Source organism: Serratia sp. AR11, assembly GCF_056376275.1.
Genome location: NZ_CM150739.1, coordinates 1,876,037 through 1,898,416, shown reverse-complemented (window position 1 = coordinate 1,898,416; position 22,380 = coordinate 1,876,037). Strand labels below are relative to the sequence as shown.

General features: G+C 53.2%; 19 protein-coding genes. 4 read left to right on the top strand and 15 right to left on the bottom strand.

The window, feature by feature from the left end:
- Positions 1-98: 98 nt before the first annotated feature.
- Together serC and ansB are read right to left on the bottom strand one after the other, a co-directional pair.
- Entirely contained in the window at positions 99-1,184 is a 1,086-nt protein-coding gene (gene serC / locus ACSOSI_RS09040; RefSeq protein ID WP_017892275.1) for a 3-phosphoserine/phosphohydroxythreonine transaminase, read from the bottom strand.
- Positions 1,185-1,466: 282 nt separating this feature from the next.
- Entirely contained in the window at positions 1,467-2,513 is a 1,047-nt protein-coding gene (ansB, locus tag ACSOSI_RS09035) for an L-asparaginase 2 (protein ID WP_476706930.1), read from the bottom strand.
- Positions 2,514-2,661: 148 nt separating this feature from the next.
- Here ansB and ycaO point away from each other — a divergent pair, with 148 nt between their 5' ends.
- The 4 genes from ycaO (at position 2,662) to pflA (ending at position 9,126) form a co-directional block, all read left to right on the top strand.
- On the top strand, positions 2,662-4,425 hold the full coding sequence (gene ycaO / locus ACSOSI_RS09030; RefSeq protein ID WP_012006134.1) for a 30S ribosomal protein S12 methylthiotransferase accessory factor YcaO: 1,764 nt from the start codon (positions 2,662-2,664) through the stop codon (positions 4,423-4,425).
- Between the two features lie 462 nt (positions 4,426-4,887).
- On the top strand, positions 4,888-5,748 hold the full coding sequence (focA, locus tag ACSOSI_RS09025; protein ID WP_012006133.1) for a formate transporter FocA: 861 nt from the start codon (positions 4,888-4,890) through the stop codon (positions 5,746-5,748).
- Between the two features lie 54 nt (positions 5,749-5,802).
- Positions 5,803-8,085, top strand: a complete 2,283-nt coding sequence (gene pflB / locus ACSOSI_RS09020) for a formate C-acetyltransferase (protein ID WP_017892272.1) — start codon at positions 5,803-5,805, stop codon at positions 8,083-8,085.
- A gap of 300 nt (positions 8,086-8,385) precedes the next feature.
- Positions 8,386-9,126 (top strand): pyruvate formate lyase 1-activating protein, encoded by a 741-nt coding sequence (pflA, locus tag ACSOSI_RS09015; protein ID WP_012006131.1) that lies wholly within the window; start codon positions 8,386-8,388, stop codon positions 9,124-9,126.
- Between the two features lie 51 nt (positions 9,127-9,177).
- Here pflA and ACSOSI_RS09010 read toward each other — a convergent pair whose 3' ends face one another.
- The 13 genes from ACSOSI_RS09010 to ACSOSI_RS08950 form a co-directional block, all read right to left on the bottom strand.
- A complete protein-coding gene (locus ACSOSI_RS09010; protein WP_012006130.1) occupies positions 9,178-10,323 on the bottom strand; it encodes an MFS transporter in 1,146 nt (381 codons plus the stop codon).
- A 215-nt stretch (positions 10,324-10,538) separates the two neighbouring features.
- Entirely contained in the window at positions 10,539-11,465 is a 927-nt protein-coding gene (locus tag ACSOSI_RS09005) for a pseudouridine-5'-phosphate glycosidase (RefSeq protein ID WP_476706929.1), read from the bottom strand.
- The gene (locus ACSOSI_RS09000) at positions 11,462-15,298 is read right to left on the bottom strand and encodes an amino acid adenylation domain-containing protein (protein WP_476706928.1); all 3,837 of its coding nucleotides are present in this window, start codon (positions 15,296-15,298) and stop codon (positions 11,462-11,464) included. The genes ACSOSI_RS09005 and ACSOSI_RS09000 overlap by 4 nt, the downstream gene beginning before the upstream one ends.
- 382 nt (positions 15,299-15,680) lie before the next feature.
- A complete protein-coding gene (locus tag ACSOSI_RS08995; protein ID WP_261422536.1) occupies positions 15,681-16,376 on the bottom strand; it encodes an HAD family hydrolase in 696 nt (231 codons plus the stop codon).
- A 20-nt stretch (positions 16,377-16,396) separates the two neighbouring features.
- The gene (locus tag ACSOSI_RS08990; RefSeq protein WP_135344442.1) at positions 16,397-16,621 is read right to left on the bottom strand and encodes a tautomerase family protein; all 225 of its coding nucleotides are present in this window, start codon (positions 16,619-16,621) and stop codon (positions 16,397-16,399) included.
- 24 nt (positions 16,622-16,645) lie between these two features.
- Positions 16,646-17,296: a uracil phosphoribosyltransferase gene (gene upp, locus ACSOSI_RS08985; protein ID WP_476706927.1), complete on the bottom strand. Its 651-nt coding sequence runs from the start codon at positions 17,294-17,296 to the stop codon at positions 16,646-16,648.
- Positions 17,297-17,423: 127 nt separating this feature from the next.
- Positions 17,424-17,840: an NUDIX hydrolase gene (locus ACSOSI_RS08980; RefSeq protein WP_012006124.1), complete on the bottom strand. Its 417-nt coding sequence runs from the start codon at positions 17,838-17,840 to the stop codon at positions 17,424-17,426.
- Positions 17,841-17,852: 12 nt separating this feature from the next.
- Positions 17,853-19,034 (bottom strand): questin oxidase family protein, encoded by a 1,182-nt coding sequence (locus ACSOSI_RS08975; protein ID WP_476706926.1) that lies wholly within the window; start codon positions 19,032-19,034, stop codon positions 17,853-17,855.
- A complete protein-coding gene (locus tag ACSOSI_RS08970) occupies positions 19,024-19,467 on the bottom strand; it encodes a DMT family transporter (RefSeq protein ID WP_012006122.1) in 444 nt (147 codons plus the stop codon). The genes ACSOSI_RS08975 and ACSOSI_RS08970 overlap by 11 nt, the downstream gene beginning before the upstream one ends.
- Before the next feature lie 11 nt (positions 19,468-19,478).
- Positions 19,479-19,937: a DMT family transporter gene (locus tag ACSOSI_RS08965; protein ID WP_012006121.1), complete on the bottom strand. Its 459-nt coding sequence runs from the start codon at positions 19,935-19,937 to the stop codon at positions 19,479-19,481.
- 296 nt (positions 19,938-20,233) lie between these two features.
- The gene (gene dmsD / locus ACSOSI_RS08960) at positions 20,234-20,851 is read right to left on the bottom strand and encodes a Tat proofreading chaperone DmsD (protein ID WP_017892264.1); all 618 of its coding nucleotides are present in this window, start codon (positions 20,849-20,851) and stop codon (positions 20,234-20,236) included.
- Positions 20,852-20,900: 49 nt separating this feature from the next.
- The gene (locus tag ACSOSI_RS08955; protein WP_476706925.1) at positions 20,901-21,761 is read right to left on the bottom strand and encodes a dimethyl sulfoxide reductase anchor subunit family protein; all 861 of its coding nucleotides are present in this window, start codon (positions 21,759-21,761) and stop codon (positions 20,901-20,903) included.
- Between the two features lies 1 nt (position 21,762).
- Positions 21,763-22,380 (bottom strand): DMSO/selenate family reductase complex B subunit, encoded by a 618-nt coding sequence (locus ACSOSI_RS08950; RefSeq protein ID WP_012006118.1) that lies wholly within the window; start codon positions 22,378-22,380, stop codon positions 21,763-21,765.

Genomic DNA, 22,380 nt, shown 5'->3' with positions numbered 1-22,380 from the left:
AAATCTGATAAACGAAACGGCCCCGGGAAAATGCCGGAGCCGCTTTAATTCAAAAAGGACAACAGCGAAGGCGGCCCGCTCAAGGCAGGCTACCCGGCTTAACCGTGACGACGTTCGAAGTCGACCATAAAGTCGGTTAATGTCTTCACGCCAGCCAACGGCATGGCATTGTAAATAGAAGCGCGCATACCGCCAACCACTCGATGGCCTTTCAACGCCTGCAAGCCAATGGCTTCAGCTTCGCTGAGAAACACCTTGTCCAGCGCGGGATCCGCCAACTGGAAAGGCACGTTCATCCAGGAACGGTTGGCAAGCGCCACCCGGCTGCGGTAAAAATCAGACTTATCGATAGTCGCATACAGCAGTTCGGCCTTGGCCTGATTGCGTTTGTGCATCTCTACCAGACCACCCTGCTCTTTCAGCCATTTGAACACCAGCCCGGACAGATACCAGGCAAAGGTCGGCGGCGTGTTGAACATCGAGTCGTTTTCGGCCAGCACGGTGTAATCGAGGATCGACGGCACTTCGCGGCGCGCCTTACCCAGCAGATCTTCACGCACAATCACCAGCGTCAGGCCGGCCGGGCCAATGTTTTTCTGGGCGCCGGCATAAATCACGCCAAAACGACTGACGTCCAGCGGACCAGATAAAATGGTAGAAGAGTAATCGCCGATCACGACTTTATCGCCAAAATCAGGTAATTCATCGATAGCCACGCCGTCGATGGTTTCATTAGGGCAATAGTGCACGTAGGCCGCATCGTCGCTCAACTGCCACTCTTTCATCGGCTTGATGCCGAGCAGGCCGTCGACGGAAGTTTTCACGTCGATGGCGTTTGGCGTGCAGTATTTTTGCGCTTCGGTGATAGCGCTGTGCGCCCAATAACCGCCGTCGATATAGTCCGCGGTAGTTTTGTCACCCAGCAGGTTCAGCGGCAGCGCGGCAAACTGTGCGCGGGCACCGCCGTGGCAGAACAGGACTTTATAATTGGAGGGGATTTTCAGCAGATCGCGCAGGTCCTGTTCGGATTGCTGAGCAACTTCGATAAACTCTTTACTGCGATGGCTGATTTCCATCACCGAGGTGCCAAGACCGTGCCAGTTGCACAGCTCCTGTTCCGCACGACGCAAAACTTCAACCGGCAGCATGGCCGGACCAGAGCTAAAATTATAAACCTGAGTCATTTCCCCTCACCACATTCACTATTCGCCAATGAAACTGGCCTACCGAAATACGCCCGAACTAACCCATCGGTTTTATCACTCGCGCCCCCTGCCTGCAATGGTTATTCGCCCGCCGCCGGGAAACGCGTTATCCCTGCAATAACAGGCTCTGCCAAATCACCGGTAATTTTTGCAATAAAACGCTGTGACAGCGGCCAATTCAGTGGGTTAACGCGGTTTTTTATGCTGTATTCAGCCGACATGGCTGGGGGCCGCGCAGGCCCCCGAAAGAAGAAAAGGCACTCAGTATTGATTAAACATCTGCTGAATTTGTTTGGCGTCTTTGGTCTGCGTCAGCGCCAATTGCAGCAGGATCCGCGCTTTCTGCGGGTTTAACGTGCCTGCGGCAACGAAGCCAAATTTAGCGTCATCCACTTCGGCATCCTCGGTAGTCGCCCCGGTGGGCACTCTGGAAGAACGCACCACGGCGACGCCGTTATGGGCAGCCGTAGCCAGTGTGTCAAACACCGTTTTATACAGGTTACCGTTACCGACTCCGGCACTGACGATGCCCTGATAACCTTCGGCAATCAACGCCTTGGCAGGCGCATCGGAGGCGTTGGCATAATTATAGATAATGCCGACTTTGGGCAACTCAGTCAGACCGGAGACGTCAAACGGCGTATCCGTGGTGTGCTTGCGTTGCGGTGAACGCTGATAGTCAACCTTGTCATTATGGATATAGCCAAGCGGGCCAAAGTTGGGCGACTGGAAAGTCTGTACCGATGTGGTGTTGGTTTTTGTCACATCGCGCCCGTCCAGCACGCTGTCGTTCATCGCCACCAGCACCCCGCGTTTGGCCGATTGCGAATCTGCCGCCGTCACTACGGCGTTATACAGATTAAACGGGCCGTCGGCGCTCATCGCCGTGGCCGGGCGCATCGCCCCGACAATCACCACCGGTTTGTCACATTTAACCGTCAGATCAAGAAAGTAGGCGGTTTCTTCCAGCGTGTCGGTGCCATGGGTGATAACAAAACCGTCCGTTTTAGCGCAGTCGGCGTTGATTTTCTTCGCCAGCTTCAGCCAAACCTCATCATTCATATCCTGCGAACCGATGTTTACCACCTGCTCACCCTGGATATTGGCGACGTTTTTCAGCTCCGGTACGGCATTCACCAGAGCATCAACGCCCAGTTTGCCCGCCGTATAGTTGGATTTTGTCGCCGACTCGCCGCCACCGGCAATGGTGCCGCCGGTCGCCAACAGGGTAATGGTGGGCAATGCCAACGCAGAACCGCTTGCCCCCGCCAGCAGTAGCGCTACAACGCTGAGTTTCACTGATTTCATTAGGTTTCTCCATGATAGATAACCCGCTGAATTATGGCCCTTATCCTCAAAAAAACTGTGACTTTGCCACCGATTTAGGAATACGTGGAGCTTGGGCGTAAAACCCCGTATCATTGCGCGTTTTTAGTACGCTCAAAAAGTGAAGACAATGACGCAAACTTTTATCCCTGGCAAAGATGCCGCGCTGGAAGACTCTATCGCCCGTTTCCAACAGAAATTAAGCGATCTGGGTTTTAATATCGAAGAGGCCTCCTGGCTGAACCCGGTGCCGCACGTATGGTCGGTTCACATCCGCGATCGCGATTGCCCGCTGTGCTTCACCAACGGTAAAGGCGCCAGCAAGAAAGCTGCGCTGGCTTCCGCTTTGGGCGAATACTTCGAACGCCTTTCTACCAACTATTTCTTTGCCGACTTCTATCTGGGCAAGCAGATTGCCGAAGGCGATTTCGTGCATTACCCGAACGAGAAATGGTTCCCGATCCCGGCCGATGATTCGCTGCCGGCCGGTATTCTCGATGAACGTCTGCATGCATTCTACAATCCGGATCAGGATGTTAACGCCAGCGATCTGATCGATCTGCAGTCCGGTAATGGCGATCGTGGCATTTGCGCCCTGCCGTTTTCCCGTCAGTCAGACCAGCAGACGGTTTATATCCCGATGAACATCATCGGTAACCTTTATGTGTCCAATGGCATGTCTGCCGGCAACACCGCCAACGAAGCTCGCGTGCAGGGCTTGTCTGAGGTGTTCGAGCGCTATGTGAAAAACCGCATCATCGCCGAATCCATCAGCCTGCCGGAGATCCCGGCGGAAGTATTGAACCGCTATCCGGGCGTGGTGGAAGCCATCGCCAAGCTGGAAGAAGAAGGTTTCCCTATCCTGTCCTACGACGCCTCACTGGGCGGCAACTATCCGGTGATCTGCGTTGTTCTGTTCAACCCGGCTAACGGCACCTGTTTCGCCTCGTTTGGTGCCCACCCTGATTTTGGCGTGGCGCTTGAGCGTACCGTGACTGAACTGCTGCAGGGCCGCAGTCTGAAGGATCTGGATGTGTTCACCGCGCCAACCTTCGACGACGAAGAAGTGGCGGAGCACACCAACCTGGAAACCCACTTTATCGATTCCAGCGGTTTGATCTCCTGGGATATGTTCAAGCAGGATGCGGATTACCCGTTTGTCGACTGGAGCTTCAGCGGCAGCACGCAGGAAGAGTTCGCCACGTTGATGAGCATCTTCGATAAAGAAGGCGCGGAAGTGTATATCGCCGACTACGAGCATCTGGACGTGTACGCCTGCCGTATCATAGTGCCGGGCATGTCAGACATCTATCCTGCGGAAGACCTGCTGCTGGCTAACAACAGCATGGGCGCACATCTGCGAGATGTTCTGCTGGCGCTGCCGGGCAGTGAGTGGGAGCCACAAGAATATCTGGCGCTGATTGAACGCTTTGACGACGAAGGCCTGGACGATTTCACCCGCGTGCGTGAGCTGTTGGGGATTGCCACCGGTAAAGACAACGCCTGGAATACCCTGCGCGTGGGCGAGCTGAAATCAATGCTGGCGCTGGCCGGCGGCGATATGGATCAGGCGCTGATCTGGGCCGAATGGACGCAGGACTTCAACGCTTCGGTGTTGAGCCCGGCACGCAGCAACTACTACCGTTGCCTGCAAACCCTGCTGTTGCTGACGCAAGAGCCAGAACGCGATCCGGCGCAGTACTACGCGGCCTTCGTGAAAATGTACGGTCAGGAAGCGGTGGATGCTGCCTCTGCGGCCATCAGCGGCGAAGAGCGCTTTAACGGCCTGTTCGCGGTCGATAGCAGTCTGAAAGCCTTGCCGGCTCATCAGGCTCTGTTAGCGGCCTACGAAAAACTGCAGAACGCCAAGCGCCGTTATTGGGCACAGGCATAATCTCAGTACCTTTTGCGCCGGTGGATCTCTGCCGGCGCTAAACCTCAAAGTCTCTTTTCAAAAATACCACCCTCTTATTTTGGCGGTTAAATAAGCGAGTTTTCTGTTTATTTTTTTCGACTCATTACGCACTTATCGGCAAACAAGACAAATAAAGCGGCAATTGTTACTGGCTGGTGAAATAATAATTAACCGATAATTAAACCCTACCACCTGAAAAGTGACAAAATGCGTTAAAATTTAACCTTATCGAGGCTGTCACAACCGTCTTTTCAAAATTATTTGCAAACATTAAAAAATAGTTTTATCATTAAATTCAATAAGTTAACTCAATAAACCTTGCGATTTATCTGGTTTTTGGCTGCTTTAGTTTCTCGCCTTATGATCCAAATCAATTTTTACCCTATACTGCTTTGTTAGTATCTTATTGCGTTGTTTTAACCCTTAAAAGCGAGAGTTAGTGTGAAAGCTGACAACCCCTTCGATCTGATATTACCTGCAGCAACGGCGAAAATCGCTGAAGATGCAGGTGTGTATAAAGCCACCAAGCATCCGCTGAAAACGTTTTATTTGGCGATCACTGCCGGCGTCTTTATTTCAATCGCATTCGTGTTTTATATCACCGCGACTACCGGCACTGCCGGTGTGCCTTTCGGCCTGGCAAAACTGGTCGGCGGCATCTGTTTCTCTCTGGGGTTAATGCTGGTGGTGGTTTCGGGCGCCGACCTGTTCACCTCCACCGTGCTGATTGTCATTGCCAAGGCCAGCGGCCGCATCAGCTGGTGCCAACTGGGCGCCAACTGGCTGAATGTCTATATTGGCAACCTGATTGGCGCACTGTTCTTTGTGGCACTCATCTGGTTCTCTGGCGAGCACATGGTCGCCAACGGTCAGTGGGGCCTGAACGTCCTGCAAACCGCGGATCACAAGCTGCATCACACCTTTGTTGAGGCCGTCTGCCTCGGCATTTTGGCTAACCTGATGGTCTGCCTGGCGGTGTGGATGAGCTACTCCGGCCGCAGCCTGATGGACAAAATGTTCGCCATGATCCTGCCGGTCGGCATGTTTGTCGCCAGCGGTTTTGAACACAGCATCGCCAACATGTTTATGATCCCTATGGGTATCGTGGTTAAAAACTTCGCCACGCCAGAATTCTGGCAAGCCGTAGGGGCAACACCTGAGCAGTTTGCTCATCTGACCGTAAGCAACTTTATCATCGACAACCTGATCCCGGTCACCATTGGCAACATCATTGGTGGCGGCCTGCTGGTTGGGTTGACTTACTGGGTAATTTATCTGCGTGGTGGTGAACAACAGCACTAAGCTGTTAGTTACCGCGCGCCGAGTTAGAACTCCACAAATAAAGGTAGGTGTATAATGACCGAACTTAACGAGAAGTTAGCCAAAGCTTGGGAAGGTTTCAGTAAGGGTGACTGGCAGAATGAAGTCAACGTTCGTGACTTCATCCAGAAAAACTACACTCCTTACGAGGGTGACGAATCCTTCCTGGCCGGCGCAACTCAGGCCACTTCCACCCTGTGGGACAAGGTTATGGAAGGGATCAAACTGGAAAACCGCACCCATGCGCCAGTTGATTTCGACACCAACGTTGCAGCTACCATCACTTCGCACGACGCAGGCTATATTGCCAAAGAGCTGGAAACCATCGTTGGTTTGCAGACTGATGCACCACTGAAACGCGCGCTGATCCCATTCGGCGGCATCAAAATGGTAGAAGGTTCTTGTAAGGTCTATGGCCGCGAACTGGATCCACAGCTGAAAAAAGTGTTCACCGAATACCGCAAAACCCACAACCAGGGCGTATTCGATGTTTACACCAAAGACATTCTGAACTGCCGTAAATCCGGCGTGCTGACCGGTCTGCCAGATGCATACGGCCGTGGCCGCATCATCGGTGACTACCGTCGCGTAGCCCTGTACGGCATCGATTTCCTGATGGCCGACAAGCTGAACCAGTTCAAGTCACTGCAGACCAAGCTGGAAAACGGCGAAGATCTGGAAATGACCATCCAGCTGCGTGAAGAAATTGCTGAACAGCATCGCGCTCTGGGTCAAATCAAAGAAATGGCGGCCAAATATGGCTGCGATATCTCTGGCCCGGCTACCACCGCGCAAGAAGCCGTACAGTGGACCTACTTCGGCTACCTGGCTGCAGTGAAATCCCAGAACGGCGCAGCCATGTCCTTCGGCCGCGTGTCCACCTTCCTTGACGTGTTTATCCAACGCGACATCGAAGCGGGCAAACTGAACGAAGAACAGGCGCAGGAACTGATTGACCACCTGGTGATGAAGCTGCGTATGGTTCGCTTCCTGCGTACCCCTGAGTATGATGAACTGTTCTCCGGTGACCCAATCTGGGCGACTGAGTCCCTGGCAGGTATGGGCGTTGACGGCCGTACCCTGGTCACCAAAAACAGCTTCCGTTTCCTGAACACCCTGTACACCATGGGGCCGTCTCCGGAACCGAACATGACCATCCTGTGGTCTGAAAAACTGCCGTTGAACTTCAAAAAATACGCTGCGAAAGTGTCTATCGACACCTCCTCCGTACAGTATGAAAACGACGACCTGATGCGTCCTGACTTCAACAACGATGACTATGCCATCGCCTGTTGTGTCAGCCCGATGATTGTCGGCAAACAAATGCAGTTCTTCGGTGCCCGTGCCAACCTGGCGAAAACCATGTTGTACGCCATCAACGGCGGCGTTGATGAAAAAATGAAAATCCAGGTTGGCCCGAAAGAAGCGCCAATGATGGATACCGTGCTGGACTATGACAAAGTCATGGAACGCATGGACCACTTTATGGATTGGCTGGCCAAGCAGTACGTGACCGCGCTGAACATCATTCACTACATGCACGACAAGTACAGCTATGAAGCTGCACTGATGGCGCTGCATGACCGTGACGTTTATCGCACCATGGCTTGCGGCATCGCCGGTCTGTCGGTGGCGGCTGACTCCCTGTCTGCTATCAAGTACGCTAAAGTGTCCACCATCCGTGACGAAGACGGCCTGGCCGTAGACTTCAAAATCGAAGGTGAATACCCGCAGTTCGGTAACAACGATGCTCGCGTAGATGACATCGCCTGTGACCTGGTAGAACGTTTCATGAAGAAAATTCAGAAACTGCGCACCTACCGTAATGCAGTAGCGACTCAGTCTGTACTGACCATCACCTCTAACGTGGTTTACGGCAAGAAAACCGGTAACACCCCAGATGGCCGCCGTGCAGGCGCTCCATTCGGTCCAGGTGCCAACCCAATGCACGGCCGTGACCAGAAAGGTGCCGTAGCTTCCCTGACCTCCGTAGCCAAACTGCCGTTTGCCTATGCGAAAGATGGGATCTCCTACACCTTCTCCATCGTGCCAAACGCGCTGGGTAAAGATGACGACGTGCGTAAAGCCAACCTGGCAGGTCTGATGGACGGTTACTTCCACCACGAAGCCTCTATCGAAGGTGGCCAGCACCTGAACGTTAACGTGATGAACCGTGAAATGCTGCTGGACGCGATGGAAAACCCTGAGAAATATCCTCAGCTGACCATCCGCGTATCCGGTTATGCCGTTCGCTTCAACTCGCTGACCAAAGAACAACAGCAAGACGTAATTACCCGTACTTTCACTCAGTCGATGTAATTGCCCCATCCGGGCGGGGTTTCCCGCCCGGTGGTTAAGCTGAAACCCGGGGCCGGATCTTTCCGGCCTTTTTAATAAATGCATTCCCCTGACTCAGCGCGAGTCTGTTTTGCCAGATGGCTATACTCAATAGAATGGCTATCCGGCAAAACAGTTAACCGGCGTAATAACCGGCCAACAGGAATCGTTCCACCCCAGTCGCCGGGCCCTGCCCGCTTGCTGCATCGCTGATCCCTGTCTGGCGGTTACAAGCCTACTTTTAGACTGCGTTTGACAGTCAATATTGGAGAAAACCCTGCAATGTCAGTAAAAGGCCGAATCCACTCCTTCGAATCCTGTGGCACCGTAGACGGCCCAGGGATCCGCTTTATCGTTTTCTTCCAGGGCTGCCTGATGCGCTGCCTGTATTGCCACAACCGTGATACCTGGGATACCCACGGCGGGAAAGAAGTCACCGTGGAAGAGCTGATGAAAGACGCCGTCTCTTATCGCCACTTTATGAACGCTTCCGGCGGCGGCGTTACCGCTTCCGGCGGCGAAGCGATTTTACAGGCCGAATTCGTCCGCGACTGGTTCCGCGCCTGCCACGAAGAAGGTATCAACACCTGTCTGGACACCAACGGTTTTGTCCGCCGTTACGATCCGGTGATCGACGAACTGCTGGATGCCACCGATCTGGTCATGCTGGATCTCAAACAGATGAACGACGACATTCACCAAAATCTGGTCGGCGTTTCCAACCACCGCACGCTGGAGTTCGCTCGCTATCTGGCGAAACGTAATCAGCGCACCTGGATCCGTTACGTCGTGGTGCCGGGTTGGTCAGATGATGACAAGTCGACGCACCTGTTGGGCGAATTCACCAAGGATATGACCAACATCGAGAAAATCGAACTGCTGCCTTACCACGAACTGGGCAAGCATAAGTGGGTGGCGATGGGGGAAGAGTACAAGCTGGACGGCGTCCATCCACCAAAAGCGGACACCATGGAACGCGTCAAAGGCATTCTGGAAAGCTACGGCCACAAAGTGATGTACTGAGGCCTTGGCTACAACAAAAAACCCGGCGCGCTATGGCCGGGTTTTTTATGCTCAGGCGGCAGCCAGCGGGGTGTGTTGCGGGTCCGGCTTTTTCAACAGCATCATCAGATAGACCAGCGCTACTGCGGCGATCATCACAAACAGCGATTGGTCGGAATAATTTTGCATCAGCAGCGCCGTCATCGACGGGCCGAGCAGGCTGCCGATGGTGTAACTCATCAACAGTGCCTGATTCATCGCCACCAGCTCATGAGGCATCGCTTTCTCACAGGCCCAGGACATCGCGACCGGGTACAGGGTAAACCCGGCACAGCCGAGAATGAATAGCGCCGGTGCCATGGCAGAGTGACTGAGCATCGCCACGCTGGCGAGGATCACCACGAATACCTGAATACGCAACACCAGCAGGCGCCCATAGCGATCAGCCAGGCGCCCTACCGGCCACTGGCCAACAATGCCTGAACTGACCAGTAATGCCATCCAGTAACCGACGTTGGCGTCGCTCATCCCCTGATGGGATAAATACAGCGGCATCAGGCCATACAACGAGCCGAGAACAATACCGGAGATAATACAACCATTGATGCCCAACCGCGCACTGCGGCGTTTCAGCATCGGCCAAACCGCGGCGTGCTGAGGTTCGTCGTGCTGGCTGTTAACCCGGGCAAACAACATCGGCAACATGGCGCTGATCACAATGGCCGTCACCCAGGGCACCACGTTCAACAGTTCGGTAGACACCATACTCAGCAGCAGTTGGCCGACCACCGTTCCCAGGTAGTAAACCATCATATAGGCCGCCAGCAGTTGGCCACGGTTGGTAAGGTTTCCGCTGCGCAATAAGGCGCTCTCAACAATCACCCAAATCCAGGCGCAGCCGATACCGGCAAAGAAACGCCAGCCCATCCAACTCCAGAAATCGAGCGACAACGCCATACCGGCGGTCGCCACGGCGAACACCACGCAGGCGAGGTGATAACTGCGGGTAAACCCAATGCGCTGGATCAGTTTGCCCGCCATCAGCGTGCCAAACAGATTGCCGGTAAAGTAAGAGGAACTTACCATTCCCACCTGCCCGGTTGACAACTGAGCATGGGTTAACCAAAGAGGAACTAACGTATTCAATACGGCAATAGAAACCGTGAGCAACAACAGGCCACAGAGCAGCAGGAGCACTGGCCGGGAATATGCGGACATAGTGAGATTGAAACCGAACGCGCAATGAGAGTGCGCGCATCATGCCACTGGCGATAAAAAAGTCAATCAGCTCTTATCAGTGGATCGCACGATTTGTTTTTTGTCACCCTAGTGCAGGGTAACATCATCAGGAAAGTGCCCCCCATTGACCGCTTAAGGCATGCGCCAATCGGGTTCCGGCGCCGCCCCTTCCCTGAGGCCAACGCCGGCTTTTCTTAGCGCGACCGGTGATAAACCATGGCCAACTGACCCGCAATTTCGGCGGTGTTCACCAATACTGCCGCATTGGCCATGGCCGAACGCCCTTGGGTCGCCTGCTCAACCGCTTTCATAATGAATTTGGTTACCTGGCTGCCAGTTACGCCTTCGGCGGCCGCATCCTCGATGGCGGCCTGGATCGCTGCCTGAACGTCACGGCTGTCAATCGCATCCTCCGGTTTGGTCGGTGCTGCCACCACCATCGCCGCACTGCCCGGCAATGCGCGGTTAATATCAATCGCCTGAGCAATCGCCTCCAGACTGTCCAGCCGTTGCGGACTGCGATAGCCGCTACTGCGACAATAGAAGGCCGGGAAATCGTCCGTCTGATAGGTCACCACGGGAACGCACTGGGTTTCCAGAAACTCCAGTGTACGCCCGATATCGAGGATATTTTTGGCACCTGCACACACCACCGTCACGTTAGTGCGGGTAAATTGGATCAAATCGGAAGAGATATCCATGCTGTCTTCTCCCCCGCGATGCACACCACCAATGCCCGCAGAGGCAAAGAAACGAATACCGGCCAGTTCGGCCAACATCAGCGACGAAGCCACCGTGGTGGCCCCCATGCCTTTTTGCGCCAGCACAAAAGGCAAATTGTTGCTGGATACTTTCGCAATGCCAGGCGTGGTGGCGAAACGTTCGATCTGTTCGCGATGCATGCCCACCAAAATTTCGCCATCGCAGATACCAATGGTCGCAGGAACCGCGCCGCTGCGGCGGACTGCCGCCTCCACCGCCAGCGCAGTCTCCACATTGGCAGGATAGTTCAGCCCGTGGGTAATGACGTTTGATTCCAGCGCAACCACCGCGTGGCGATTTTCCAGGGCGGCCTTCACTTCAGGATGAATAACCAAAGGCAGTAAATTAGCTTGCATCATGACTCACTTATCACATTAACGGAAACAGAGGGAAACAGGGCCGCTTGCAGTTGCGCGACACCTTCAGGCAGCAGCAGTTGGTAATGGTCCACCGCCAGCGAGATCACCCGCGGCGGATTGGCCTGCAGGGCCGGTGAATTTTCAAGTTGGGAATAATGGTCACCGGCCGCTTTAATAACGGTCACCGGTGCCCGAACCTGGCGTTGCTGCAGTTCCTCGAAGTTATAGCCGAAGGCATAGGTTTGCTTGACGATCTCAATGATCCGCACCACCAGTTCCACCTGAAGCTGCGGGAAACAGCGGCAAATAAAACGCACAAAGTCCCCCTCTTCACGGCACTCTGCCAGACAGCGTTCAAACAATGGCCCCTCCACCTGGCGGGCAAAAACGGAAAATAAAATCGCCACAAACACCGGATTGGTGAAGCTGACCTGCTGGTTACCCTCTTGCTCTCGGTCAAATTGCGTTTTCGGCGAACCAGGAGCAATCAGGTACAGCTCCTCCACCACCTGCCCCTCGGCCTCCAGCTGGTAGGCAGCCTCGAAAGCCACGCGTGCGCCGAAGGAGTATCCCCACAGCGTATAGGGCCCTTGGGGTTGCAAGCGTCGGATTTGCGCGATATCTGCAGCCGCCATCTGCTGAATGGACTCCAGTGGCAGCTCCCCTTCGTTAATGCCCAGCGCCTGCACGCCATAAAAGGCACGCGCCTGGCTCAGACTCTCTCCCAGCGCTTTCAGACTTAGCGGATAGCCTCCCAGACCTGGCCAGCAAAAAATCGCCGGTGCCTGCTGTCGATTAAAGGGCACCAAGCGCGACAGCTGTGGCGCGAGATAGGCATTGCGTTCTATCCAGTCGGCCAAAGCAACGATGTTCGGCGTTTGGAACAGGATCTGCATCGGCAATTTAATATCGAGCGCTTTGTTGACCTGGTTGATAAACATGACTGCGGTGAGTGAGTTACCCCCGCTCTCAAAGAAATCATCGTCCGCAGAGACCCTTTCCCACTTCATGACCCGGCACCAGATTTCGGCCAAACGCTGTTGTAATTCGCCCTCCGGCACCACGATTGGCTTTTCGGTATTCAGTTGGCAAGCATACATACGATTAAGCGCTTGTTGGTCGACCTTACCGTTGGCCATCAGCGGCAGCTTGTCCATGACCAGCACGCGGTTCGGGATCATGTATTGTGGCAACTGCGCGGCTAAATCGGCTTTCAGCATTTCAGTTGGCCCTTGCATATGCACCCGATCCTCATCCATGCCGTCATGACTCAGCTGCGACTGGCTGAGCGGGCCGCCGATACAGAAATAACAGCTCTGCATCGGCAACCCGTGGCGGGTCAACAGCGTCCGCATCGCCTTTGCAGCAGGCAAATCGTGCCCGCTTTTCGAGCTATAGCCGGCCGACATCATCCCCAGCCCCAGCGGATTGGCTTGCAGACGATGCAGCGCACGCCCCAGCATAATGTAATGCCCCTGAGCATCGGCATGGTTGTTCACCAGCATGATGCCAAAACCCGCACGCTGGTAGACTTGCTGGTTGATAGCGATAACGTGATGGCGTGCCAGGATCTCTTCATCCATAAAATGCAGCGAGCCCTGGCGATAGTGGTACAGCCCAGGTGACATATCGGCGACGCCCTGCGCATGAACCTGGACAAAAAATTCCGGGTGGTCGACAACGGCCTCCATATTGGCGGGCTGAATGCGATAATCGCCGAAATAATAGTCAGTTGCGGCTCCGTCATACCACTGTGGCAGCGCCCCCGGCTGGGCGCCGGAGGCTGCCTGCAGGCCATATTCTGGCAGCAGTTCATCGAACAGCCCCAACATATGACCGGCCTCCATCTCCAGAACCTCCTGAATATTGTTCTGATAAACCTGATCGATAGCCGCGCGTTTGCCGATAAAGTGGATTTCAAGGCTGCCCGTTGCCTGTTCAGGCAGTTCGCATACGCAATACAAACGGTGGTTTACAGGGTGGTAATAGTAGATCCCCGCCGGCCAGCCAAACATTCGGTGGAGCTCGAGATACATCTGAACCGAATACAGCGCCCCCGGTGATGCGTAGGCGTATTTGGGCAACAATCGTTTTTCACTGGCGAACTGGCCAAAGTTACGCAGCAGCGCGCCAAAATCCTCCACCGACAGCGTTTGCAGGTCGCTCGCCAACATGGCACGCGGGCTGCGCCCCAGAATTGACAATAATTGCGCCTCGGTAACCCGCGTCGTCCCTTCAAAGAAACGGTAACTTTTGCGGCTGAAAGCCCGATAGTTTTGCTGCGCCGTAGCCTGTGCGCCGGCAAGCGCGATTGCGGGCAATGCCCGGCACTCGTCCTCGCTGCGGCACCCCGCATTGGACAGCTGCGCCTTGACCTGTTGCCTGCTGGCCTTCGACTGATGATGCTCGCCGTGGACCCCCTGATCCATCAACGCCGCATGCTGTGAGTCCAACTCGACGCAGGCGATCAGGTTTTGATAATGCGTTCGCTCGTCTTCATTGACCATTACCGCCGCCCTTTTCACCCAGAGGTGACGCTCAATCGCCAGGCGAATTTCATCAAGCTCGATACGGTAACCGCGCAGTTTAATCTGGTTATCTGCCCGGCCGGCAAAGTGATAGCAGCCGAGGCTATCCCGGTAAACCACATCGCCAGTGCGATACATGCGCGCATGTTCCGCAGCAGAGTTAAATGGATTCGTCAGAAACCGTTCAGCCGTTAACTCAGGACGCAGCAAATAGCCATTGGCCACCTGCACACCGGAGATGTACAGCTCGCCTTTTTCACCCTCGGCCACCGGCTGACGGTGCGCATCAAGCACATAAAACGCGGTATCCTCCACCGGCCGACCTATCGAAACGGCGTCCGGCGACTGTTCCAGACTCTCTTTCTCAACCTCGTGCACCGACGCATTGATGGTACATTCCGTTGGGCCATACAGGTTGATCAGGCGAGCTTGCGGCAGGCACTGAAAGAATTGCTTCGCCAGGTTGCGCGTCAATATTTCGCCACCGCAAAAGACCTGCGTTAACACCTGGCAATCCTGCAACAGTGGCTGCTCGACCAGCGCTTGCAGCAGCGTCGGTACGCATTGCAGGCTGGTGATTTGATGACGCAGCAATGTCGCCACCATCATATCCGGATCGCGGTAGCAATCCTTCGGTGCTATCACCAGCGAACATCCCATCGCCGGCGCCAGGATCTCCCACTGCGCCGCATCAAAGCTCATGGGCGTTTTCTGCAAAATCTTACTCTGTGCGCCAAAAGCAAAACGATGGGACAGGTAATGCATATGACGAGAAATATTAGGGTAACTGACCATTACGCCTTTCGGTTTGCCCGAACTGCCTGAGGTGTAAATCACATAAGCCAGCCGCGCGGCATCGGAAGAATCAGCAATGTCAAAAACCGCTTTGGGCAAATCAGAAAGATAAGGGATATCATTGTCGGTAATAATCGTGACATCTGGCCCGATCAGCGTTTGCAATTTTTCTTTGAGATGATATTGGCAAAGAATAACTTTTACCTCTGAGTCGGTAATCATATAACGCAACCGCTCATCGGGATATTCTGGCGCCAACGGCAAATAAGCATAACCGCTGGCCAAAATCCCCCAGGCACCGCTGACCAGAGTAGTGGAAGGCTCGCAGAATAAACCGATACAGACTCTGTCAGTGTTAATCCACTGCCGCAAACAGGAGGAAATACTAAAAACATGATGGCAGAAGTCGCGATAACTCAGTACGCTGTCCGCGTCTTGTACCGCAATGGCTTCGGGTTGCTGGCTGTAGTGTTGAGCCAACTGTTCAAATAGTCCCGCCGAAATATCCATTTTTACTCTATGAACGCCTCACATTTGCCAGGATCCCGGTAGGGTTGTAATGACGACGTGCTTTAGCAACACTCCCCATGCAGGGAAAATGCCGGCCTTATACAATTAGGGGATATCTGTCGTTGTCATTACTGTCGTTATCCATGCAGCTTTTCGGCATTCACCCTCTTTCAGAGTTAATAGTTGCCAGTTGGCAGATGACAACTGACGTCATTTTTTCGCAGGCATGAGCCTGAGCGACTTTTGCCCATATCCTTTGGATCTATTTATTTGTCATGGCGCTAATGGCGTAAGCATGGCGATATTTATCGCCCGTAAACTTTCACCATTAAGAAATAGCGCTGTCTGCGGCCCTGAATAACCCGTAATGCTTTTGCTTTTGCTAGCCTGCTGCTGCGCGACTAACGTCTCTGTGACGGCACCAGTCAACCACGGCGGCAAAAGAGCTTACAATAATGCTGGGCTCGGCCGCGGCCAGTACCTGACGATTTTGAATACCATAATCCACCGCGATCACCTGACAGCCAACCTGATGAGCCATCAATATGTCGTGCGTAGTATCCCCCACCATCACCGCATCGATCGCCCTGACCTGATAGTGATCCAGGATTTTGTTGCCAGACTCCGGCGCCGGTTTTTTCTCCGTTACCTGGTCAGCGCAAACCACCACATCAAACAACGGGGCAATGCCCGCCGCCGCCAATAGCGAATTTGCACTGCGTGCGAACTTATTGGTGGTCACCGCCAGATGAAAACCCGCTCCTTTCAACTGTTGCAGGCCCACAGCGACGCCAGGAAATAACAGCGATGCCGCCATGGGTAAAATCAGCGTCTGAAACTGCCGTTGATACTCCGCCACGCAGTCGGTTACTGTCCGGCTATCGGCCTCCTGAGACAGCAATTGGGCAAAGGCACGCTCCAACGGCAGGCCTATCGTTTCACGAATCAGCTCATCCTCGGCCGGCTGTGGTAATTGCAGTTGTTGAAAGGTGGCACGAAAGGCAGAGACTATCGCTCTCGCCGTATCAAACAGGGTGCCGTCAAGGTCAAACATAATGACTCTGAGTTCAGATTTCATAGATGTCACCTTCTTGAGGGTCAGTAATTAGGGACTTTAATTAAGCAGTCTTTTTTATTTTCTATTTCCGGGCGATAAACCTGCGCCTGCCAATCCTCGGCAGATACCGGCTCTATTGCAATGGAGACGACGCCGGCATCGCACTGTAATGCTTGCGTAATAGCCCGCGTTATCTCCTCTGCCAGTGCATTCTTGGCAGTTTGGGAAAGTACCTGCGGAAAGTGCTGAATTTTCACGTGCGGCATGTCTTTTTCCTTTGTAGAGTTTAATTACCCGTGCCGGGTACCAAAATATCGGTCACCAAAGTCGCCGATCCCCGGTTTCATAAAGGCCTGATCCGAGAGTCCCTGTTCAATGGATGAGGTCACCAGTTGGATGGCAGGGAAGCGGGCAAACAAACGTTCGACCCCCACCGGCGATGCCAATACATTAACAACATAGATATTTTCCAGCGGCACGCCTTGCTCCAACAGAGTTTCGATTGCCATGATCAGCGAACCGCCCGTGGCCAGCATAGGTTCAAATAACAACACGGCGCGTTCGGCAATATCGTCGGGGAAATGTGAGTAGAAGTATTTGGGTAGCTTGCTTTGCGGATTGCGTTGAATAAGTATTTTGCCTATCGGCTGGCCGCTAAACATTCTGCGATACTCGCCCTCAAAACTTTCCCCGGCACGGATAACCGAAACACCGCAAATACCACGGGCAAGTTTTAGCCCCGCATAGGTTTCGCCAATGGGGGTAATCACCTCATTTTTTTCATACGGCAGTAAGGAGGCGACCTGCACCAGCAGTTGGCGCAGCAGTTGATCGCTATAATATTCAAAACAGGCATGCTCCGCCTGTTTATTACGGATTTGGGTGTGCAAATAAGTAAGATAATGACTTGGGGCTAACAGATGAATATTAGAAAGTTTCATAACCTTGTTCTTTTAACAGAGTAATAGATGCATAAGCACCGCCCTTCACCGGGTTAGGTGAAAGGAAGGCTTATATCGATTAAAAATAAAAGTCAGTCTGTAACTTATCAATATCAACAGGGAATAATCAGTCGATAAGATGCCTTTCCTTTAGCTCGCTCAATACTTTTACCGCCGCTTCGGAACAGAGATGGCAGTCCGCATGGGTCAACCAGGAAACTTCTTCTATTTCGGCACTGGCTTTGACTTCACCAATAAAGTCGGCAGTAAAACAATGTATTTTCACCATCACGTCAGCGGGTTTACCATCGGCCTGCCCATGGAATTCGCCCAATGAAATAATACTGTCATTAATTAAATCAACGGAAAGTTCTTCTTTAATTTCTCGGGTAAGAGCCTCGCGATCGCTCTCTCCGATTTCCCGTTTGCCGCCAGGAATATAAAACGTCGTCTTGTTATACGAACGAGCCATCAGGACTTTTTTATCCTGAATATATACCCAGCCTAATTTATCAATAAATTTTGTAGCAGGACGGTTATTCACTCTGTTGACCTCTCACTCCAGGTTAGGTGCATGCTCAAACGACGGCGGCAATTGGGGAGTTGTGGTGAACTGATGTGCGGTGGCGCGGTACAAGGTGCATTTGGTGCGCAACCATAGCAGTTTCATCACATAAACCAGTTTTGGGTTATGCTCCTCTTCCTCCTCCACGGCTCGCGCGGTGAGCTGCCGCCACTCGCGTTCCCATAGCGGATCGCGGATATCGTCATATTCATCGGCATAAAGATGCTGGAGAGATTGTAACTTATCGGGGTGAGCCAAACTATCGGTAGCAAACAACATGCACTGCATCCCGACCCAGTAGCTGCAAAGCACGTCGCGCGCCTCTTGCTCGGGTAAATGCCTGGCGATTTGTTCCATGGCCAACAAAGACGTCAACAGGTGCAGCAGCAGAAAATTCCCCGGCGTGGTCAGGTAGATTAATGTGACCGTCTGATAGAATTGCGCCCACACCTGCTCGAGGCTCTGTTGTGTCAGCCACTCCGGCTGGCGATAAATCTCTTCATGGCCCTGTTCCAATACGCAGGCGATGCGATATTGCAGACCGGAACGCTGTAATTCAGGATGGATACGCGCCTTGATTTCCTCAGCCGGCGTTTCAATAACCGCGCTCTGCCAGGCCAGCATCTCTTCCCGCCGTTGCTGCCAGCAGTTCGCCAAACGTAGCACAGAGTCAAAGACCCTTGGCTCCCCAAGACGTGGGTCGTATTGGGAGCGTCGATGATGGCAGGGTACGTACGAATAGGCCATATAGGCCAAGCCTTCGACGATCATCACCTCATGCTCGGCCAGCAACGCCCAACCCAGATGAATGGTGCCGTGCGTCAACGAGCCCACCCAACCGTCAATCAGTTCCGGCAGATAGCTGACAAGCACCTGTTCACGTCCCTGCTCACGTATCTGCTGCCGGAAAAAGTCGCAATAGGCGCTAAAGCTGCTTCGTTTGCCCAGCAGGCTACGCCAGTTCGCACTATCAATCTGGTACCTGGCTTTTCTTGGTGGCTCCAACCCCATGCCGTAAGGCGTCATGGCGGCATAGCGCCGGTAATACCAGGCGATACGCTCCTCAGGCACGCCCAACCCAGACAAGGCGATAACGGCATGTTTAACATGATTGGTGAGATGCCCGTTAAACTCTATGTCGTATCGCTGATCATCTAACAGTTCATTTATCATGATGATATTTCTCGAGTGTCGATAGGATGATCCCAATGGTGATCAATGCCACTCCCAATAGCTGAATGAGATGACTGCGCCCACCTTGATTAATCACATCAAACAGCACGGCCGAGAACATCTGACCGCCAATAATTAATACCGAAGTATTTAGCGCCCCCATTTTGGGGAACACGTAGCTGCTGGTTGCCACGAACAGTGCGCCACACCCGCCACCAACCCAGGCATAGGCCGGAACTTGAGCCCAATGGAACTGCCCTAGCTGTTGCCAGTAAAACGCCGCCACCAACAGGGTCAGAAATAAGAACCCCACCGAGTGATTCCATAAGGAGGTGCGAAATGCGCCAATAGAGGCACTCAGTTGGCCATTAATAACCCTGGCAGAGCTAATAATCATCCCGTTTAACAGGGCAATAAAAATAAGCGTATCCACGTCATCGCTCCCTAAAGGCTATAGATAATAAGAAAACAGCCGGAAATAATCAGAGCAGAGATATAAAGGCTACTGCGAGTCATTTTTCGTTTTTGTGAGCCGAATAAACCAAAGTGATCTGAGACAAACCCGAATAATAATTGCCCAACCAGGCCAAGAGAAATTGTGCTGGAGAGAGGAATGCCACCGTTAATTGCCATCGTAGCCAAAATGACGGTAAAGGCTCCGGGAATGCCGCCAAGATAGAGCCACCAGGATCGTTTCTGTGGTTTATTATTCGATTCCTGAGGATTTTTTTTAACAAATAATAGAATAAGCAGCAATGAACTCAACATGCCAATACCGTGAGCCACCCAAGAGGCGACGACAGAAGAGGTTTGTTCAGACAGAGCGCTGTTGGCTTGAAACATTAAGGTAAGAAAAAAACCGCTAAGTATAGCGATAAAAATATTTTTAAAATTGCCTATCATAATGTGTAACCTGCGCATTAAAAAACCACTAAGGTGATTTTACAATCCTTGTACAGCAAAGCCTAAGAACGATGCCAAGAAGCTTTTACTCATATAATCCGCAAAAAAAACTACACCCATCGATAAAGCATGTCAATGGAATGTTAAGATTGATTTAATAATTCATTAAACTTAAACATTCAGGGAATTGATGATGGAACAGAGGGGGGAGGCACTGGCGATAACCAGCCCTTTTATGGCTCGATGTGGAGGGTAAGCCAGGAACGGCCGCCAGCTTTGGCGGCCGTTCCTTTGTATCAGAAATGCAGTTCTAAAGATTCAACTTCAGCAGAGCATTCGGTAGCCCAGGCACTCAGAGTGATCTGCGCCAATTGCGCCAGCCCCTGATAGAAAGGATGTTGCGCATTCGCCTGCAGCAATTCCAGATAGCGCGGTGCCCAAGGTAGCAAATGTTTGGTCAGCAATTGCTCCACCAACCCGCCCTGACGCTCTTCGGCTAACCATGCCACCATCATCAACAAGGTGCCGATATGATCTTCCGGCTCATTGCGATCGTGTTGCGCGTCGATACCATTGGAACGCAACCACCTGCGCAGACGCAAAGTAGAATTGCCAAACAGCACGTTCTCTTTGTCCAGATACACCGAACCCCATAACGGAGCCGGTAAGGTGTCAGGCCCGACAAACAGACGTTGGTAAGCCTCTGCCAACGACTCCTCTTGTTCATCTTCAATGCCGGTGGCGATCAGTGCTGCCGCCGTCTGCAACTGCTCGGCGTCGCCATACGGCCACTCTTTGACCCACTCAGATTCAGACAAGGTTGCCAACAGCTGTTGACCGTCTTCACTTTCTGGCGGTGCATACAACAACACACCCAGCACCCGGCCCGTTAAAGCGATATTTTCAAGCGTCATAAATCAAGGATCCTATTAAGGGCACAGCGAACTGTGCCTGACTACAATATTAACCGGCTACCGCCATGCCAACGGTCATATGCAGGCCGTAGAACACACCACGGCCTACCAACTCACCGGCGATAACCAAAATCAAACCTAAAACCATCCCCATCACGCTCGCGTTACCCCGGCGCAACAGTGGACAAATCCAACAGCCTAAACCTGACACCACCAACACCAGCCGCCCAACCATTAACTGGCCATATTGCGGGATCAGCGTGGAGGCCTGCTGTACCGAGCTATTGATACTGGCCAACTCATAGCCTTGCATCATCACCGCGCACAGGCTTGCCAACAGTGCCACCACGCTAAGAATAGCCAGTGAATAGCGGGCTGATACCGCTAATCCAGCCGCACGCAGCAATAAAACGCCCAGCAACGGCCCGCAGATCAGCGTCGTCAGGAAAAAGTTCAGCGTAGTGTAACCGTTATGCCAGGTTGGCACAGTATCGATTTGATACACCCGCGTCATGGCGTAAACAAAGACCACGCCCAGAACCATGGTCACCCACAGCCACACTTTACCCAACGCCGGTGGCATTCTGCCCAGTATCGCCAGCAGCCAATAAAAACCACCGACGGCAAAGAACAACGCGCCACTGGCAATTTCGTTGCTCAACGCCGAAGCGCCAACGCGGTTTAACGAGTTGAACGCACGTAACGGTGACCCCAGGTGTAGCGTAGAAGCGACAAAAGCGATGCCCATCAGCAACCACAAACAGAACATTGAGCGATGAACTGCCCGGCCCTGCTGTTCGTTCAGATTGCCACCGATCATCGCCCCCGCCATGACCAAGGTCGCTCCCACCACTGATTGCCCCAATACGGTAAACAGCATCAGCGGCCATTCATGCCATCCCATGCCCATATTAAACCTCCTTCGGATTGGCCAAATAGCCCGTGGTATCGCCACATGGCCGGCTATTGGCATTGGGTTTCAGCACTATGCTCGGCCGGGTAAAATGCGCCGCCGGCAGCGGAGCCATCTGTGCCAGGGTGCCATGCTGCTGCCGTAATTGTTCGATTGGGCCAAAGTCCAGTGCCCGTAGCGGACAGGACTCCACGCAAATAGGCTTGTTGCCCTCCGCCACCCGTTCATGGCAACCATCGCACTTGGTCATGTGTCCTTTGGCTGCATTGTATTGTGGTGCGCCGTACGGGCAGGCCATATGGCAATAGCGGCATCCAATGCACACCTCTTCATTCACCACCACAAAACCGTCTTCCCGTTTGTGCATCGCACCGGTCGGGCACACTTTGGTACAGGCTGGATCTTCACAATGGTTGCAGGCGATCGACAAGTAATAGGCAAACACGTTTTGTTGCCAGCCTTCGCCATCCTGTTGCCAATCACCCCCGGCATATTCGTAGACGCGGCGGAAGCTAACGTCCGGCGTCAGGTTTTTATAGTCTTTGCAGGCCAGTTCGCAGGTTTTGCAGCCGGTGCAACGACTTGAATCGATAAAGAATCCATATTGCTGAGTCAT

Bases quoted from the DNA above. Each gene is read 5' to 3' on its own strand.
- serC (WP_017892275.1), bottom strand. From the start codon at position 1,184: ATGACTCAGGTTTATAATTTTAGCTCTGGTCCGGCCATGCTGCCGGTT.
- ACSOSI_RS08975 (WP_476706926.1), bottom strand. From the start codon at position 19,034: ATGATAAATGAACTGTTAGATGATCAGCGATACGACATAGAGTTTAAC.
- ACSOSI_RS08955 (WP_476706925.1), bottom strand. From the start codon at position 21,761: ATGGGCATGGGATGGCATGAATGGCCGCTGATGCTGTTTACCGTATTG.
- ACSOSI_RS09010 (WP_012006130.1), bottom strand. From the start codon at position 10,323: ATGTCCGCATATTCCCGGCCAGTGCTCCTGCTGCTCTGTGGCCTGTTG.
- ACSOSI_RS08995 (WP_261422536.1), bottom strand. From the start codon at position 16,376: ATGAAATCTGAACTCAGAGTCATTATGTTTGACCTTGACGGCACCCTG.
- ACSOSI_RS08990 (WP_135344442.1), bottom strand. From the start codon at position 16,621: ATGCCGCACGTGAAAATTCAGCACTTTCCGCAGGTACTTTCCCAAACT.
- dmsD (WP_017892264.1), bottom strand. From the start codon at position 20,851: ATGACGCTTGAAAATATCGCTTTAACGGGCCGGGTGCTGGGTGTGTTG.
- ACSOSI_RS08965 (WP_012006121.1), bottom strand. From the start codon at position 19,937: ATGATAGGCAATTTTAAAAATATTTTTATCGCTATACTTAGCGGTTTT.
- ACSOSI_RS09000 (WP_476706928.1), bottom strand. From the start codon at position 15,298: ATGGATATTTCGGCGGGACTATTTGAACAGTTGGCTCAACACTACAGC.
- pflA (WP_012006131.1), top strand. From the start codon at position 8,386: ATGTCAGTAAAAGGCCGAATCCACTCCTTCGAATCCTGTGGCACCGTA.
- ansB (WP_476706930.1), bottom strand. From the start codon at position 2,513: ATGAAATCAGTGAAACTCAGCGTTGTAGCGCTACTGCTGGCGGGGGCA.
- upp (WP_476706927.1), bottom strand. From the start codon at position 17,296: ATGAAACTTTCTAATATTCATCTGTTAGCCCCAAGTCATTATCTTACT.
- pflB (WP_017892272.1), top strand. From the start codon at position 5,803: ATGACCGAACTTAACGAGAAGTTAGCCAAAGCTTGGGAAGGTTTCAGT.
- ACSOSI_RS09005 (WP_476706929.1), bottom strand. From the start codon at position 11,465: ATGATGCAAGCTAATTTACTGCCTTTGGTTATTCATCCTGAAGTGAAG.
- ycaO (WP_012006134.1), top strand. From the start codon at position 2,662: ATGACGCAAACTTTTATCCCTGGCAAAGATGCCGCGCTGGAAGACTCT.
- ACSOSI_RS08950 (WP_012006118.1), bottom strand. From the start codon at position 22,380: ATGACTCAGCAATATGGATTCTTTATCGATTCAAGTCGTTGCACCGGC.